This is a genomic window from Streptomyces sp. SID3343 (assembly GCF_009865215.1).
GTDB lineage: Bacteria > Actinomycetota > Actinomycetes > Streptomycetales > Streptomycetaceae > Embleya.
This window is the reverse complement of record NZ_WWJX01000144.1, coordinates 13786-30273: the sequence shown is the minus strand read 5'-3', so window position 1 is coordinate 30273 and position 16488 is coordinate 13786. Positions and strand designations below refer to the sequence as shown.

Genomic DNA, 16488 nt, shown 5'->3' with positions numbered 1-16488 from the left:
CCAGCCTGTCGGCGGCCGTCCTGGAACACCCCGATCGCACGGGCGCGCTCTTGGAGCATCTGTGGGCCGACCTCGCCGCCACGCGCGACCCGGACCTCGCCAAGGCGGTGACCATCCCCGCATGCGGTGGCCGGGTCGGTGTCGAGGGCGCGTTCGGCTTGCTCTGGCACAGGCCCGTGCCCGCATGGCTCGACGACATCGGCACCGGCTGGACCCACATCAAAAACCGTCAGGCCCTCCTCGACAGGATGGACTGGCTCTCGGCGGGTCTGGACGACCACCGCCCGCGCGACCACGAGGACCGGCGCGTCCTCGTCCACGGGAACCTGGACTGCGACCACCTGCTCTTGGCTGGCGACGGCACCTGGACCAGCAGTCCCCGACCGCACCCCGCCGCCCCCGAGGCGGACGTCGCGCTGCTGGTCAGCCGCCTGACCCAGCTCCTGATCGGCAGCGCCGCACCCCCAGACACCGTCGTCGCGGTCACCGACGCCGTGCATGCCTGGCTCCTCGCCGACAACGGACCCCTCGACCCCGGCCGCCGCGGTCGACCGGCGGCACTGCGCGAGACCCTGCGGCTGTGGGCGATGGACACCCTCACCGTCCTGGCCACCTGCCTCGCCCTGCCCCCGCGCGTCCCCGCACCCACCGACACCCAACGGCACACGACCCACCGCGCCAAGCACGTCCTGGGCATCGTTGACGCCATCGTCCGCGGCCTCGACCAGCGCCCCCGGCAGCCCGAGTACGTCCTGACCGCGGCCCTGGTCCGCGTCCACGCCGCCTGCGCAATCCCCCGACACCGCCGACCCGACTCCCGCAAGGCACCGCGCCGCTGAAGCCGCCTCACAAGCGCTCTTCAACGAGGCCGACTTCGCCGCACCCTGGACCGCCCCTCGCCGGCGGGACTCGCATCGAAACGAAAGGCACCTCTTGCCCGCCGTGCTCACCGGGACCGCCGACGTGTGCGTCCTGGTCACCGCCACCCACCACTCCACCATCGCCCACCTGGAGAAGGTCCTGACCCCGTGGTGGCGACCGGCCGGCCCCACACGCGCCACGTTCACCCTCCACGCCCGCCTCGACCCGCGGGCCCACGCGGACCTGACCCGCTCCACGCCGCCGGGCGCCCACGAGATCACCGTGACCGGCGGCGTCGCCGTCCACACCACGCACACGCCCCGGGAGACGACCGTCCTGTATCCGCAACTCGGCACGTGTGTACGCGTACGACACGGACGAGACCCGGACGTCGAGATCGCCGGCACGAGCCCGCACGGCGTGGCGGTCGCCACCGCCCTGACCGTCCGCGACCTGACCCGGTCCGAACTCGAAGCCGACCAATGGCGGCTCTACCACTCCGCGACCGTCGCGCTGGCCCACGACGGCGAGGTGCCCACACGCGCCTGGACCCTGATCAAACCAGGCGACGACAACCAACTCTGGTTCCTCCCGCACCCCTCGGACACCGACCTCGGCCTGGACTTCCCACACGCACCACCCGCCCCGGCGCCGGCGGACGGCGAACCCCAGGTGATCGTCGGCCGGATGAACGACTACCTGTTCACGGTGCTCCCCGACGCCCCCACGACACCCGCCCCGCAATGGCTCGCGGTCCCCGGCGCCTTCCCGCCCCTCACCGACCGCCACGACCCGGTACGCGGCTACATCGACGACGTCCTCCACGCCGATCCGACCTTCCAGGCCTGACCCCCAACGCCGCCCACCATTGGGAGCGCCCATGCACGACAACCGTTGTCGAACGACAAGCATCCTCGGTGTCGCACACCCTCGCGGCGCGGCTCCGACACGGAGTCCGCGCGGCGGCGAGGACACGACACCGAGCGCGTTCGTCGGCGGGGTGGTACCCGTGCGGTGGGTGCCGTGAGCACATCGCACGTGCCCGCCCCGGCCGCGCTGGTCCTGGGCGCGGTCCTGCGCGAGCTGCGCGTGGGGCGCGGCATGAACCTGTGGACCGATGTCGTCGGGCCGCCCACGACCCACCGCCCTCGACGACGCCCCCGACACGGTGCTCGTCACGTTTCTGGACCCGCGCGTCCTCCACCACACGATCGGCGACGCCGCGGTCATGGCCGACCAGATCCGCGCCCTGCGCCGAGCAACGCAGCGGCCCCACACGCACATCCGAACCGTGAGCGCCGCGACCACCACGCCGGCGCCGTCGATCGCGTACCTGCGCTTCGCCGACGGCCGTGAACTGATCTGCCTGGAACAGGCCGACGCCGTCGTCTACCTGCGCGAAAGCGATCACCACCGCGCCGCGCTGGACCGCATCGCCCTGGTCGCCCACGACCACGCCGAAACCCGACGACAGCTCACCCGCGCCGAACACGCCCACCGCTTGTGCGCCACCGAGCGCGGGCCCGCGGCCCTCCCCGCGAGCTTCGCCAACGACCCCGGCCCCGTGCCCACCCCGACCAGTCCACCTCGACCCGACCGGGAGAACCCCGCATGATCGCCACCGAGAACCGGCCTGCCGCCGTCCTGCCCGCCTCCGACAGTCGCGGGGGCGTCACTGCCACCATCACCCCCCGACCGACCGGTCGAACCCGCACGACATCGGCCCGAGCGAACGTAGTCCCGACACCGTCCACCGAGGCGACGACCTTCGTCACGAGCAACATGCTCGACGGCGCGTGGGACGACGACCGATACGGCAACCTGCTCGCGGTCCTGGCGACGCTCGGCGGGGACGTCATCGGACTACAGGAAGCAAAGGAGTGGGACAAGCACGACTTCGCGCGCGTCTGTGAGACCGCCGAGGCCCTGGGCATGCAGGCGCTGTTCGCCCCCTCGGCCAGCCACGAGTGCCATCTCGTCCTGCTCTACCGCGCAGAGGCGTTGTCCCTGAAGAAGTGGACGCCGGACGCCGCCTGCAGGAAATTCCATCACACCCTGCAGCGAGCCGAGTTCGCGATCCGTGCCACGGGCGAGGACGTCACCGTCCTGCATACCCACCTGGACCCCTTCTCCGGCGACGGCCGCAAGAAGGAGGCGAGTTGGCTCACCGAATACGCCAAGCACGACACATCCGGCGTCCTGCTGGGCGACCTCAACACGATCGGGGCCGACGACCCCGAACCGAACTGGGACCTGTTTCCCCCACGCCTGCACTCACGTCACCGACTCGTCCTGCCCGACGGACGGTTCGGCCCCGCCGACCGACGCGCGATCCGAAGCCTGACCGCAGCCGGATTCGTCGACCCCTTCACACACCTGGGTCTCGGGCCCGTCCCGACCGTGGGCCACTTCGACCCCCGCGAGCCCGACGAACACCGCAGCGATCACATCCTCGTCTCCCCGGGACTGACCGACCGCCTCCTCGGCTGCGCCGTCGTCAACACACCCCAGGCCAAACGCGGCTCCGACCACCTCATGGTCGTCACCCAGATCGCCCACCGGGCCCCGGCCACACCCGAAAGCGTGAACCCGTGACACCGACCCACCACGAGCCGGCCCCCACCGACCACGCAGGCCCGCCGAGCCTGCCGTTGCGACACGGGATCGACACGACCACGGCGAGCGACGCCCGCATGTGGGACTGGACGTTGGGCGGATTCGCCAACTACGCCAGGGACCGCCGAGCAGGAGAGAAACTCCTCGAACTCGCTCCCGACACCGCCGTCATCGCCCAACTCCTCGACCTCGCAGGCGGCGTGCCCAATCTGGCCGCCGACGTGAACGCGATCGCCCGCGCCCTCGCCCCCAGCGTCCGCCTGGTGCACGTCGACCGCGATCCCTTGGCTCACGCCCACACCCGCAGCATCCAGGACGACGGCAACACCAGCGCCCTCCTCGCCGACATGACCGACATCGACACGATCCTCGACCACCCTGTGGCCGGTGACCTGATCCTTCCCGGCAGGCCCACCGCCGCCGCCACCAGAGCCTTGGCCAACCGCGTCCCCCAGGGCTACGCCTCCACCGACCCCTCGTGGTCACGTCTGCTGGACACTGCGATCGACGACTCCCGCTTCACCCGGCTCCGCGAACTCTACGATCGCCACCGCGACGGCGAGGTGATCGGCCACGGCCCCGGCGCCGACAAACTCACCGCCGCCTTCGACACGATCACCCGTGCCACCCAGACCACTCGGACGGCGAAAGCCGGCGACAGACGAACCGAATACGACCTCCTGCGCAAGGCCCGCGTCTCGCTGCGGTTCGGCAAGCTCAACCACTGCACCTTCGACCCCGACGACCCGGCAGGCGCAAAGTGCCTGGAAGGCACCGACATTCCCCCCGGACACACCGGCCCGCTCATCGACAGATGCCGACCCGACCGCTGCCACAACAGCGTCCTCGCCCCCGAACACCTGACGATCTGGCGCAGCGAGGAAATGGGCCTCCTGACCCTGCTGGAATCCCCCGGGGTCGCCCCCTGTCGCAGAGAACAGCTCGAACGGCAACTCGACGACGTCCGCTCCGTCCTGCGAAGGGCCCAAGGGTGAACGCCACGACCGTCTCCGAAGCCACCGCCAAAGCCCTGCGATCCGCGATGGAACGCCTGCTGGCGGGCCGCCCCACCCGCACCGACGGGCGCCTGGTCAAGGAAAACCTCTACCGAGAGGCCGGCGTCAGCCGGGCCACGATGAACCGGGCCGGCGCCATCCTCGCCGAATGGAATCACCGCACGGCCGCCACCGGCGCCCGCACCCCCGGCGAGACACGACGCGACGCCGAACTCCACACAGTGAAAAGAGCGTTGAAGGGCGCCAAACGCACACGCACCGAACTCCTGAGGCGACTCGACGCGGCGGCCACCGTCATCGCCGCACTCCACCACGACAACACCGCCCTGCGCGCCGAACTCGCCGCCCAAGGCACGGTCACCGTCCTCGGCGAGCGCCGCTCGCCCTGACCGCCGCACGACCGGAAGCCGACAGGTCGTCAGCCGAAGGGCGGATCCGAATTCGAGCCGAGCGCCCATTCCCTCAAGCGCTAACCTGCCGATCCTGCCCATCAACAACTCGGGTCCCGAACAGCTTGGTTTGTCGGCCCGTTGTTCGTCGGTGAGGGCGTCGACGGCGTCGGGGCCGATGTCGTCGATGAGGTCGACGAAGGGCTTGAGATCGCGGCCGCCGGGGTTTTCCTCGGCGTACTCCTGGACGTCGCCTCAGGACCGTCGCGCGGATCGACACCCACCCCCGCTCCAGGGGCGGCGTCACCCACCCACGACGTCCCGGCCCTGCCCGTTGGCCCGGCCTTGAAACCCGGCCTCCCGATACCGTGCCGTCGCCTTCACACGCAGTCATGCAACTGCCGGACGGCCCACGCGCAGACGGAGCGGGCGATCCCGGCGACGGTGCCGCCGACGACGATCCGCCACAGCCCTGCACAGGGCCCGCGGGTCGGCTCCGCCGGTACTGCGTCGCTGTTCGGGCGGCGCGCCGGGATGCGGTCGTTCGCGTTCATGGGGTTCTCCTTGGCTCGCGTGGTCGAGGCCCGTGTCCGTCGGCGGGCGTCGTAGGGCTCGATCAACGCCGTTCGAGGTGGGGTTCGGCAACCGGCCTGCGTTCGGCGAACCCCACGCCTAGGCTGGTCGGATGGGGAAGACGGAAGCGTTCGGTGAACGTTCGGACCGGACGCGCCGACCGGGCGTGCGCGGCCCGCGATGAGGGACGGCGCTACACCCGCGTCGGTCGCGTTCGCCGCAGCCTTGCGTGCCTTGTATGAGGACGCCGGCTCTCCGTCGTACCAGAGCCTGGTCGCCGCCGGCCTCTCCTCGAGACGACACGTACGGCTGAAGAAGACGTCGCTGCACGAGTGGATCAACGGCGTGACCGTACCTGCGGATCCCATCCGTTTCGCATTCCTGGTGGAACGCCTCACCACCCTCGCGGTCCGCAACCCCCGCCGCCGACCGCCCGCCCCACTGGAGCCCCTTCGCCGAGCTGCCGTCGAGGAGCGCCGCCGCTCGCGCGGCCGTCCGGCCACCGGGCCCAGCAAGGTTTTGGGCGAGCCCCCCTCGGCCCCGTCGGCCCCGTCGGCCCCGACGTCGCTCGCCGATTGGGCGAACTACGGAGGAGCCCCGGGCCCGCCGCGGCAACTCCTGCCCGACATCCACGGATTCGTCGGCCGCGAGATGCAACTCCTCGCCCTGGAAACGCTCTTGTGCCGGGACGACCGGGGGGCGAGGATCGTCGTCGTCGCCGGGACCGCCGGCGTGGGCAAGACCGCCCTGGTGACGCATCTGGCTCACCGGATCCGCGGACACTTCCCCGACGGGCAACTGTTCGTGAACCTGCGCGGCTACGACAGCCGCCCCGTGCTCGACCACGGCACCGTGTTGGACCGTTTCCTACGCGTCTTGGGCGTCCCCGAACCGCGGATTCCCGACGACCCGGAGGAACGCGCCGACCTGTACCGCACTCTGCTCGCGGACAAACGCATGCTGGTCGTCCTCGACAACGCCTCCGACGCCGAACAGGTCCGCACGCTGCTGCCCTCCGGACCCGGCTGCCGATCCCTGGTGACCACCCGAGCCCGCCTCACCTCCCTCGGCGCCCGAGAGGGCGCCCACCGACACACCCTGGAACGGCTCGACGCGACCGAGGCCGCCCACCTGATCCACGCCGCCACAGCCCGACACCGCCACCACGACGACCCCGACCAGGTCGCCGAACTCACCCGACTGTGCGCCCGTCTGCCGCTGGCCCTGCGGATCGCGGCGGAACGCGCGGCCGCCCGACCCTGGATGCCCCTGCACGAACTGATCGCGGACCTGCGCGAGGCATCGACCCTGTGGGAGACCCTGACCACAGAAGACACCGACGACGATACGGTCCGCACCGTCCTCACCTGGTCGTATCGCTCACTCCCGTCCCCAGCCGGCCGGGCCTTCCGCCTCCTGGGTCTGCTCCCACCCCCCGGGTTCGACGCGACAACCGCGGCCTCCCTGATCGACGAACCCCTCCAGCGCGCCCGAGCCGTCCTGGACGCCCTGGTCGGCGCCCACCTCCTCGAACAAACAGCCCCTGACTGGTTTCAGTTCCACGACCTGCTGCGGGCCTACGCCGCCGATCGCGCCCGACATGTCGAAACCGCCGAGGCGATCGCTGCGGCACTCGCGCGATTGGCCGTCACCACGGTGACCCTGCCACGGGAAACGACGACGTTCGTGGGCCGCGGACCCGAACTCGCATGGCTCGACGAACTGGCCCTGAACACATGCCGGGCGCCAGCGACGACCGTGGTCCTGATCAACGGCATGGCCGGGAGCGGGAAGAGCACCCTCGCGATCCATGCCGCCCACGGTGCCGCCGCTCTCTTCCCCGACACGAGACTCTGGATCAACCTGCGCGGCCGCACGGCGGACCGTGAGCCCCTCAGCCCCGGCGAAGCCCTCGAACACCTACTGCGCGCTCTGGGAGTCCCATCCCACGCCATCCCCGAGCACGTCGAGGAACGGGCCTTCCTCTATCGCGCCAGACTCGCCGGTACACGCACCCTGATCGTCCTGGACGATGCCCTCGACGAGGGTCAGGTACGGCACCTGCTACCGGACAGTCCCGGATGCCTGACCCTGGTCACCAGTCGCACAATCCTCCGACCGTCCGACGGCGCCCACATGCTCCTGCTCGAAGTGCCTTCCCCCGACGACGCCGCCAACCTGTTGATCACCTACGCAGGCCGGGCAGGCACGGTGGAATCAACAGATCCCGCAGTCCGCGAAGTCGTCGACCTGTGCGGGCAGCTGCCTCTCGCCCTGTGCCTCGCTGCCGGGTTTCTGCGGAACGGAGGGGTAGAGACCTTCGCCGACCTTGCCGCCGGACTCCTCGCCGCACGCCTTCGACTCGACTAGGCCGCTGTTCGATTCGCGGCTCGCGGCGCGGTGCCCGAGTGCGGAGTTGCTCGCCCTGCGGGCGAATACTGCAACTCTTGAATACCGACACTTCACCAGTGGCTGCGCGACACGACGGAAGCGATCGTCGGCGCGGTCGCCGGGAGCCTCGAACACCTTACGACCGTTCTGTTCAGCCGCCTCGACGACGCTGGCCAGCCGGGTCCAGGTCTTCGGGCCGCAGTTCTCGAACTTCGACGGGCCGCAGGCCGTGTACGGCGACCAGGGCGACGGCGAGTCGTGCCAGCGGCGAGTCAAGGTCGTCCAGGAGTCAGTGGAGTCGATGGCCGGACGGCGGAACCGGGAGGCGTACTGACGGGGCCGCCGCTCTCGAACTGGGCGCCGGCCTTGTGGGTCGGGGCGGCGACGCCAAAGCCCTGCTCGACTCCGAGCACACCCGCCGGGCCATGGGCGAGGTCGCCGTCCCCTACGGCATGTGCACCGAGCCCACGAACGTCGCGACCGGCGGCCACGACTGCCCGGTCCGATTCCGCTGCGTGGGCTGCGGCCACTTCCGAACAGACATCTCCTACCTGCCGGATCTGGAGGCGTATCTCGCCGATCTCCTGCGCAACCGCGAGCGGCTGGCAGCCTTCACCCATGCGGACGGATGGGCGAGGAAGGAAGCGATGCCCTCGGACGAGGAGATCGCCCGCGTTCGCCGCCTGGTTCGCCGCCTCAAGGAAGACCTGGACGATCTCAACGACGACGACCGCACCCAGATCCAGGAAGCGATCGCCGTGGTCCGCCGCACACGTCAGGTCGTCTCACTCGGCCTGCCCCGCATCCGACAGCCTCTGCCCGACATCCGCCCCGACAGGACCGCATGAAGACCACCATGATCGACGGGCGACGGGCCGACTCCGCCCGACGCCGTGAACGCGTCCTCAAGGCCATCGACGACGCCCTGCGGACGGGCGGCGACGTCACGGTCTCCTCCCTGGCCCGGGCGGCACGAGTGGACCGCACCTTCTTGTACCGTCACCCGGATCTGCTGGAGCGGGTCCACACCGCCGCGGCCACCCCGCCACCCGAAGGGCATCGGGCCGCGGCCAGTCGGGCCTCGCTGTGGTCCGACCTGGCCAACGCTCTGGAACGGAACACCCGCCTACGAGGCCAGGTGCGTCGGTTGGAGAAACGTCTGTCCCAGGCGATGGGCGAGTCCGTCTGGTCGGACTCGGGTCTGGGCGCACCCGTCGACATCGACCGTCTCCAGCGACAGGTCACCGCGCTCGAACAGCAACTGGCTCAAACGCGGTACGAACTCGACGAACGCGGCGACGAACTCGATGCGGCCCGCGCCGCGAACCGGGAACTCACACGGACCCTGAACCACGGCTCGTGATCGACACGGAATCCGAACCGGGGCCGGACGAGCGGTAGTTCATGGCGCGGGGGACCGGTGGGCGACCGCCGCCGGCCCCCCACAACGGGGCACATCGGCATGGTCCCCGCCTCGCCCGACGGCCCGCAGGGACCGCGTGTCAGGTGGCGAGGAACGCGGCGTACAGGATGCCCTTGTATCCGGCGATGGCCGGGGCTGCGACGACCGGGCCGGTGCTCGGGATGGATTCCCCGGCGCTCCAGCCGCCGCCGGAGACGTATTTGAACCAGATTCGGCCGTCGGCGCCTGTGACCGCGTAGTGCAGGGCGTCGTTGCGCATCCCCAACGCGGGGGAGCCGACGGCCAGCCAGGAGCGATCGAGGTTGACGTGCGTGTTCCAGCCGCCGTTCGCGTGGCTCTGGAGGTAGGGGTTTCCGTCCGTGCCGGTCAACCCCATGTGGAGCGTGTTCCCTTGGTTCACCAGCGCCGGAGCGGTGATGGTCGACAGGGCCGGATGCTTGCTGAAGGCGCCCCAGGTGGTGCCCAGGCGAGAGAACCAGATACCGCGGTCCATGCCGGTGATCGCGCACACCAGAGCGCCGTCCTGGACGCCCAGTGCGGGTCCGTACGGAGTCGTCCCGGGGAGTTGGACAGGATTCGTCCAGTTGGTGCCGTCGCCGGTGCTGGCGACGTACACCAGATTGTCGGAGTTGTGGTGGGCCAGGTACAGCCTTCCGCCGTGGACGGCCAGTGCGGGCGTGTCGTCGGTCCCCCAGGAGGACACCTGCGTGTACGGGCTCCAGGAGTTCCCGTCCCACCGACAGACGTACACCCCATCGTCGAGGCCGCGGACGGCGAGGTACAGACGATCGCCGAAGACGGCGAGGGCGGGCGCGGAGACGCCGGTACCGCCGAGGGGCTGGGTCGGGAGACTCCACGAGACTCCGCCGTGGGACTTGACGACGACGTCGGGGACAACCGTCACGGACGTCCGGGCGTACAAGTGGTGTTCGCCCTCACCGGTGTGCTGTTCGGCGCCGAAGGTCCACATGTGTTCCTGGTACGGCTTGCCCTTGATCTTGTCCAGGGCCGCGCGGTCGAGGAGGAATGTCCTGTTCTCGATCAGGTCGTCCGCGAGCCAGTTGAGGATCGCGAGGACGAGGCCGGCGATGTTCCCGGCCATGGCGGCGTACGCCTGCAGCGCCTCCAGGTTGGTGCCCACGGGCCAACCGGACAGGGCATCGGCGCCCTCCTTGAGCTGTTGCAGGATCGCCCTCAGCATCGTCAAGAACTCGGATGGGGGCCCGTTGTCCTCCTCCCAACACTCGATGTCGAAGGCCAGGACCTTGGAGACGCTCCCGTGATACACCACCGTGTTCGGATCGAATCGGTGAGTCTCGCCGTTGTTGATGCCGGTGTAGGTGCGGGTGACCATCTTTCGGCGCACGCCCTCGTCGGCAGCGGCCCCGGTGGCCCAGAAGATCTCGTCGTCACTCCACTCGTTCGACCCACGCTTGACGTAAAAGCGGTCAAACGAAAGCCGGGCCACCACCGGCGCCGCGTCCGGCGCGGCACGCTCGGCACCGGAGGCGGTGACCACCGTCGCCCCGAACCCGTACGAGGCCGCGCCCTGCAGGAACTCCTCGGACTCCGACCGGCCCTCCTCGTCAACGACCGGGGGCACGTCCAGGTCGTGCACGTTCACATTCGGCTGGGCCGCGACCTCGCCGGCTACCGCCGCCAGGTCCCGCCACAGATCCTCCAGCTCGTACCCCCGGTCGATCGTGCGCTCGGCCAACGCGGCAGGAAACACGGTCGCGCGCGTGGAGGCGGCCTCGGTGTACACCCGACCGAAGTCGCGCACCTCCTCGTCCGAGAACAACTCCCGCAGCGGGTCCACGAGCCGCGCCTCCAACGCCGTCGGTTCCAAGCCCGCGTCCAGGCGGGCCGCGGCATGCAAGACCGCCCCCAACAACAGGTTCATGCACGGCGGCGGCGGCCTCCGCCCCTCCGCCCTCTTGGACACCGACTCGCCCCGCAACTGCGCGCGCAGCCGGTCCAGACGATCGACCCGGGACACTCGAAACTCCGACGACATGGACGATCCCATCTTGAAAAGAAGTGCCGCACACCCGCACGGCCGCGCCGAGCGTCCCATCTCGATGACCCGGAGCAATAGATCATTTACGGACAGTGTCCGCGCGTGCGGCCTCATTGCGGCGTTGGCGGACGCGCCTCGGGCACGGTTCACTCGAACCGGCGATGGCACCACACGTGTTGTGATGGCTAGGTTCAATCACGTAGGCGTTGAGCTGCACCGTTGACGAGGACCTCGCCACAGCAGGGTCCGAACCCCCAGAGAATCTGGTCATCGCCGCGGGAAACATGGTCCTGGACCAAAACGACGACATCGCCGTCATCCACTTCGACATCACCGACCCCACCCTCCTGGGCCACCCCGACATCACCCGACTCATCGATCCGGCCCGGCCCACCGCCGTACTGCTCGCCAACGTCCTGCAATGCGTCCCCGACGCCGCCGACCCCGTCGGGCTGATCCGCCGCATCACCCGCTGGCAGGCCCCGGGCAGCTACCTTGCCGTGAGCCACCTCGTCAGCGACGACAAGGCGGTGCGCGTTGCGGTCACCGACCTCATGATCACTGCCACCAAAGGCACCTGGGGTCGCGTCCGAGAAGCTCGCGACGTCGATCGGTTCCTCGCGGGATCCACCCTCGTCGAGCCGGGCCTGATTGACGTGTCGTCGTGGCATCCGGCCGTCGACCCCGGTCGCCGCCGAACCAGCGGCCTGTCCACATACGGCGGGATCGCCCACGTGGTTTCTCGGCGGGGGTTCATCGACCCTTGAGTAGTCCGCTCAGCAGTTCGATCGTCTCGTGCTCCATGTCACAGCCCATCTCGTCCAGATGGCGGTTGAGACGCGCCTCGTACGCGTCGAGAGCGTCCCGTCCGGCGGACCCCCGTACGGCCGGACGGGACTGGGTCGTCGACCCTACCTGGCCCCCCGACGTTGCGTCCGCGAGGCCGCGCACAGGTTGTGCGGTCGTCACCGGCTTTGGAGTTGGCGGATCACCTCGATGGTGTCCTCCTCCATGTCGCAGCCCATCGCGTCCAGGACGTCGTTGAGCCGGGCGACGTACGCGTCCAGTTCGACGGGGCCGCCGGAGATGTGCGCGGCGCGGAACATCGGGCGGTACAACATCTCCGACTCGGGGCTGACGGCCAACCCCTTGCCGAGTGCTACCTTCGCCGCCCGCACGTCGCCGTCGGTCAGGTGCAGTTCGCCGAGGACGGCCGCGACATCGACGATCGCGGAGATCATCTCCTGTCGCAGGTACTCCGCCCAGATGTAGCGTCGCGGGCTGAGCGCTCCGAAGGGAGCGCCCCGTACCAGTGTCAGGGCCTCTGTCAACGCGGGGACGCCTTCCGGCCCAAGGCGCATGCCGCGGTGGGCCAGCAGTTGGAAGCGGTGCCAGTCGCAGGTGACTCCCGCGGCGAGGCGGTATCCGCCGTCGCCGATCATCGGAAGGTACGGCTCCCCGTCCGGGTCGGTTCCGAGCCACCGCCGTAGCTTGCTGACGGCGGTGTACCTGTTGGCCGAGGAGGTGCTGTCCGGCCACATGGCGGCATCCACATCGGCGTGTCCCGTACCGGGGCGAAGGACCATGTAGGCGGCGAGTTCGGTCAGGCGGGCCCGCTTGCTTGCCTCGGCGGGTTTGCCGACGCCTGCGATTTCGACGGGTCCGAGAACCATGATCTCGGGAGCTCGGGAAGATTCGGGTTCGAATTCGAGAGTCGGCGTCGGCACACCCCGCACGGCTTGAGCGGGGGTTTTCGTCTCGTCCCCGGACTCGTCGAGTTCGGGTCGGGCCACCTGGTCGGCCTGGGCCGTGACCAACCCGCGCGGCCCGGGATCGACAGTGGCCAGCGCTCGCTCGTCTCGATGGTCGTCGGCCTGCTCGGGCTCGAACTGCTCCGGCTCGACGGCGCTGAACGGTATGTGCAGTCTGTCGGTGAGCGGCTCGGAGTCGGTTGCGCCGCTCGGTGGTTGCCCGACCCGAGCACTCTTGTCGGCCGGTTCTGTGGTCGTCGCCGGGCCCGCGCCGAGGCTCGTCGCTGCGGTTGCGTGACCGCGTGTGGCCACGGCGTTGGGGACGTCGGCGACGCCGACCATTTCCAGCAGTGCCGAGTGGGTGGCATCGGGCATCCGATGGACGGTCACCTCCTCGTCGAAGCCCTTCATCACGACCGGACCTTCGCCAGCGGGCACGCGGTGCCAATGCGCCGGCAGTTCGTGATCCTCGCCGGCGGGAGCGACGACCGCCCACGCGGCGTGGGGCTGTTGGGCCTCAAGGCGCACGAGCGCGGCTACGGCATCGGCGTCGAGCGGTTCGAGCGAAAGGACGATCGAGGGGGGCCATGTGTCGGGCGCGGCGAGCAGCGTGCGCCCCGCTCGCGCGCTGTCGAGCGATTCTCGGGTCAGGGCCGGGGCCGAGTCCCGCTGCCACGTGGTCAGCGCCCGGATGGCGTCGGGAAGCGTGGCCTCGGCGAGCTGTGGGTTGTGTTGCGGCTCGAAGTCCGTCATGCCGCGCAGGCCGACGAGAGTGATCGACTTGTCCTCGCCCCAATGAGAGGTGAGCAGACCGACGGCGAGCGCTCGCAGGATCTCGCGGTGATCCTGTTCGGTGCCTTCGGCCAGGGTCGTCACCCGGCTCGATTCGAGGTCCAGCAGCACCTCGCTCGTCGGGCCGACTGCGATGGGGGCAAGGGCTGGGCAAGGGGCGGGCAAAGCCCGGGCTGCCTCGGCGGAGAGGAGGGGCGCGTCGAGGGGACACGACCATCGGGCACCCTCGACGTCGACGTTCACGAACGGCGTGACGGCGGGCTCGGGCTGCTGCAGGACCAGCTCGACGCCCGCACGATCGACCCGCAGGGTCGTGAAGCCGGGCATGGGGCGGCCCAGATCCGAGAGTCGATCCGCGAGGGTGCGCAGTGCGCGATCGACGAAGTCGGCCAGTTCGGGCGTCTCGCCGGCTCGGAGTCGCTGTTCGTAGTCGGCCACGGGAGCCGCCGGAAGGGCGATGCGTTGGTGTGTACGGCGAACGCGTTGTTGGTGCCGGCGCCGGACGGCGATGTTGGCGAGCAGCGCAGCACCGGTGAGCGATCCGAGACCCAGCACGGCGGGCAGCAGTATCGAAGGACCGTGGTCCCCGCCGCTCTGCTTTGACGGCCCCGCGGGCGTTGCCGGAGACGCGGGAGGCGATGTCGTGCCAGTCGTTCCGGCGGGTGCTTCGTGCGGCGGCTGGGCCGGTTTCGGATCCTGGGCCGGCGTCGTGTCGTGAGTGGCTGTCGGGTCTTGGGTGGGCGCGGGAGTGTCGGCCGTCGGTTCGGCTTCGGAGTCTTCGGGCTCGGGTGGGGAGGGCAGCGTGAGTGTCCAACCTGGGTGGATCTCGTCGGGATCGGTAAGGGCCGTCCCGTCGGGTTGGGTCACGCCTTGGTTGGCCTTGACGATCTCGGGGTAGCGGTCGCCGTCGCCCAACTCGCGCTCGGCGATGGCGGAGAGGGTGTCGCCGGGCTTGACGGTGACCGTGTGCGTCGCGGTCAGGTCGCGCGCTGCCGACACCACCGGGGCCCCGGGCATCTTGGTGTCTTCGGCTGCATCCGGGAGCGCGGTCTGTGCGTCGGCCGGAAGCCGTAGTTGCCAACCGACGTGAATGGTTCGATCGGCGTCGAAGACCGCTCCGCCCGGCATGCGTTGCCCGAGGTTGAGGTCTGCGATGTCGTGCCATCGGGTGCCGTCGCCCAGACGGGTCTCGGCGATCGACCACAGCGTGTCGCCCGGGCCCACGGTGTGGGTGGGTCCCGCATGGACCACGGCGGCGGAGATGGCGGCCGATTGTTGAGCGTCTCCCACGAGGGCCGGGGCCGAGACGGTGCTCGTCGCGGCGGTGGCGCTTGCGGCTCCGGCGGAGCCGACGGACGCGGTCAGAGCGAGTCCGCCGAGGAGGACTGCGGCCATGTGCTGGCTCCATCCCAGTCCCCGGATGCGATGGCGACGGGTGCGACCGCGCAGTGCCGCCGGGATCTCCAGGATCACCGAGGCGGTGAACATCACCCAGCAGGCCCAGCCGGCGGCGAGCAGTACGACATAGGCCACGCCGCCGTCGTCGGGGCGCAGGAGCAAGTCGAGCGACACCTCGTCCCAGCGGGGAATGTACTTGCCCAGGGCTTGCCCGATGGCGAGCAGCAGGAGGGGTGCCCCGCCGAGGAGGGCGAGGAGTGCGAGCAGGCACAGGATCGCGCGGACGCTGCGGCCCAGGACTCGGACGGTTCTCACGGTTGGGGCACTCCAGGGCGGACGAGCGTGGCGCTGGCGGTACCGGTGACGGTCGTGCGGACGCCGAGCGTTCCGCTGAAAACCGGTCTGTACTGCACGCTCACGGTGACGGAGATGGTGCGGCCGTCGGAGGAGACGGTTGCCGTGCCCGAGGCGCCGGCTACGGAGAGGTAAGAGGCGACGGCCGCCGTGGCGGCCTCGGGCAGCACCCTCACGGTGCCGTCGGCGACCACCTGGCCGATGTCGATCTCTTGACCGGCGCTGCGGGCGGCCTCTGCTGCGAGCGTGTCCGCACGCTGCGCGGCGCGCAGTCGCCCTCCGCCGTCGACGACCAGGCCGACCAGCAGGATCAGGCACACGGCGATCCCCGCGAAGAAGACGCTCACCGCGCCGTCGTCGTCACGGACGACGGCTTCCACGGAACGTCCACGGATTCTCACAGCGCCCGCCCCTTTGTCGGAATCCCCGGTGCGGGAGCGAGGCTCCGGTCTCGAAATCTGTCGACCGGACTCACGACGGTGGAGGTCATCGATTTCGCCCCGGGCATGCCCGGCACCGCCGCGTCCGAGAGGTGAACGGTGCAGCGAACCGTCGCCCGGACCCTGGCCGGACCGGCGGGTGGTGCGAACTCGCTGGTATCGAGGCTCACCGAGACGGACGCGCACGACAGACCCCGTTGGTCGAGGGTGTGTCGGGCGGCGGCGTCGGCGCGCGTTGCGGCGTCGTAGGGGTTGCGAGCCAGGGAAGCCTCCCGGGCGGCGGCCTTGGCGGCGGCGTCGACGGCACCGCCGGCCATCGTGATCCGCCCGGCGGCGACCATGACCGCGACCAGAAGCGCGAGGACGGGGACGAGGATGGCGGTCTCCAGCGCCACGGACCCACCGTCACCGCGTGGCATGGGTGGCATGGGTGGCATGGCGCGTGTGCGCATCCCCGTCCTCTC

At 70.2% G+C, this 16488-nt stretch carries 16 protein-coding genes; 10 read left to right on the top strand and 6 right to left on the bottom strand.

The genetic code is table 11. The annotated features are described in order from the left end of the window. From GT354_RS05035 to GT354_RS05010, 6 genes are all read left to right on the top strand, one after another. The coding region (locus GT354_RS05035) for a hypothetical protein (RefSeq protein ID WP_161354949.1) at positions 1-839 on the top strand (839 nt) is incomplete at its 5' end. Positions 840-933: 94 nt separating this feature from the next. After that, complete coding sequence (locus GT354_RS05030; RefSeq protein ID WP_161354948.1) at positions 934-1710, top strand: hypothetical protein; 777 nt, start codon at positions 934-936, stop codon at positions 1708-1710. Positions 1711-1978: 268 nt separating this feature from the next. Beyond that, a complete protein-coding gene (locus tag GT354_RS05025; protein ID WP_161354947.1) occupies positions 1979-2476 on the top strand; it encodes a Scr1 family TA system antitoxin-like transcriptional regulator in 498 nt (165 codons plus the stop codon). Then, complete coding sequence (locus tag GT354_RS05020) at positions 2473-3456, top strand: endonuclease/exonuclease/phosphatase family protein (RefSeq protein WP_237534376.1); 984 nt, start codon at positions 2473-2475, stop codon at positions 3454-3456. Before GT354_RS05025 ends, GT354_RS05020 begins: the two co-directional genes overlap by 4 nt. Continuing rightward, the gene (locus GT354_RS05015) at positions 3453-4472 is read left to right on the top strand and encodes an SAM-dependent methyltransferase (RefSeq protein WP_161354946.1); all 1020 of its coding nucleotides are present in this window, start codon (positions 3453-3455) and stop codon (positions 4470-4472) included. The genes GT354_RS05020 and GT354_RS05015 overlap by 4 nt, the downstream gene beginning before the upstream one ends. Beyond that, positions 4469-4882 carry a hypothetical protein gene (locus GT354_RS05010; RefSeq protein ID WP_346011861.1) on the top strand — a complete coding sequence of 138 codons (414 nt, stop codon included), beginning with the start codon at positions 4469-4471 and terminating at the stop codon, positions 4880-4882. The genes GT354_RS05015 and GT354_RS05010 overlap by 4 nt, the downstream gene beginning before the upstream one ends. A gap of 380 nt (positions 4883-5262) precedes the next feature. Here the strand turns inward: GT354_RS05010 and GT354_RS05005 are convergent, their stop codons facing one another. Beyond that, positions 5263-5436 (bottom strand): hypothetical protein, encoded by a 174-nt coding sequence (locus GT354_RS05005; protein ID WP_161354945.1) that lies wholly within the window; start codon positions 5434-5436, stop codon positions 5263-5265. A gap of 244 nt (positions 5437-5680) precedes the next feature. On the opposite strand from GT354_RS05005, the gene GT354_RS05000 reads away from it, so the two are divergent. The 3 genes from GT354_RS05000 to GT354_RS04990 all read left to right on the top strand — a co-directional run bounded on the left by GT354_RS05000 (position 5681) and on the right by GT354_RS04990 (position 9209). Beyond that, positions 5681-7825 carry an NB-ARC domain-containing protein gene (locus GT354_RS05000; RefSeq protein ID WP_161354944.1) on the top strand — a complete coding sequence of 715 codons (2145 nt, stop codon included), beginning with the start codon at positions 5681-5683 and terminating at the stop codon, positions 7823-7825. Between the two features lie 389 nt (positions 7826-8214). Beyond that, positions 8215-8694 (top strand): hypothetical protein, encoded by a 480-nt coding sequence (locus GT354_RS04995; protein WP_346011860.1) that lies wholly within the window; start codon positions 8215-8217, stop codon positions 8692-8694. Further along, positions 8691-9209 (top strand): DUF6262 family protein, encoded by a 519-nt coding sequence (locus tag GT354_RS04990; protein WP_237534375.1) that lies wholly within the window; start codon positions 8691-8693, stop codon positions 9207-9209. The genes GT354_RS04995 and GT354_RS04990 overlap by 4 nt, the downstream gene beginning before the upstream one ends. A gap of 139 nt (positions 9210-9348) precedes the next feature. Here the strand turns inward: GT354_RS04990 and GT354_RS04985 are convergent, their stop codons facing one another. Next, a complete protein-coding gene (locus tag GT354_RS04985; RefSeq protein ID WP_161354943.1) occupies positions 9349-11286 on the bottom strand; it encodes a hypothetical protein in 1938 nt (645 codons plus the stop codon). A 209-nt stretch (positions 11287-11495) separates the two neighbouring features. Between GT354_RS04985 and GT354_RS04980 the strand changes: the two genes are divergently transcribed. Beyond that, entirely contained in the window at positions 11496-12056 is a 561-nt protein-coding gene (locus GT354_RS04980) for an SAM-dependent methyltransferase (RefSeq protein ID WP_161354942.1), read from the top strand. Here the strand turns inward: GT354_RS04980 and GT354_RS04975 are convergent. From GT354_RS04975 to GT354_RS04960, 4 genes are read right to left on the bottom strand one after another with little or no spacing between them, the layout of a single operon-like run. After that, complete coding sequence (locus GT354_RS04975; protein ID WP_161354941.1) at positions 12043-12258, bottom strand: hypothetical protein; 216 nt, start codon at positions 12256-12258, stop codon at positions 12043-12045. The two genes, GT354_RS04980 and GT354_RS04975, sit on opposite strands and share 14 nt — an antisense overlap. Then, a complete protein-coding gene (locus GT354_RS04970) occupies positions 12255-15545 on the bottom strand; it encodes a LysM peptidoglycan-binding domain-containing protein (RefSeq protein WP_161354940.1) in 3291 nt (1096 codons plus the stop codon). Before GT354_RS04970 ends, GT354_RS04975 begins: the two co-directional genes overlap by 4 nt. Then, positions 15542-15964, bottom strand: a complete 423-nt coding sequence (locus tag GT354_RS04965; RefSeq protein ID WP_161354939.1) for a pilus assembly protein TadG-related protein — start codon at positions 15962-15964, stop codon at positions 15542-15544. The genes GT354_RS04970 and GT354_RS04965 overlap by 4 nt, the downstream gene beginning before the upstream one ends. A gap of 17 nt (positions 15965-15981) precedes the next feature. After that, entirely contained in the window at positions 15982-16419 is a 438-nt protein-coding gene (locus tag GT354_RS04960) for a pilus assembly protein (RefSeq protein ID WP_346011859.1), read from the bottom strand. Positions 16420-16488: the final 69 nt, after the last annotated feature.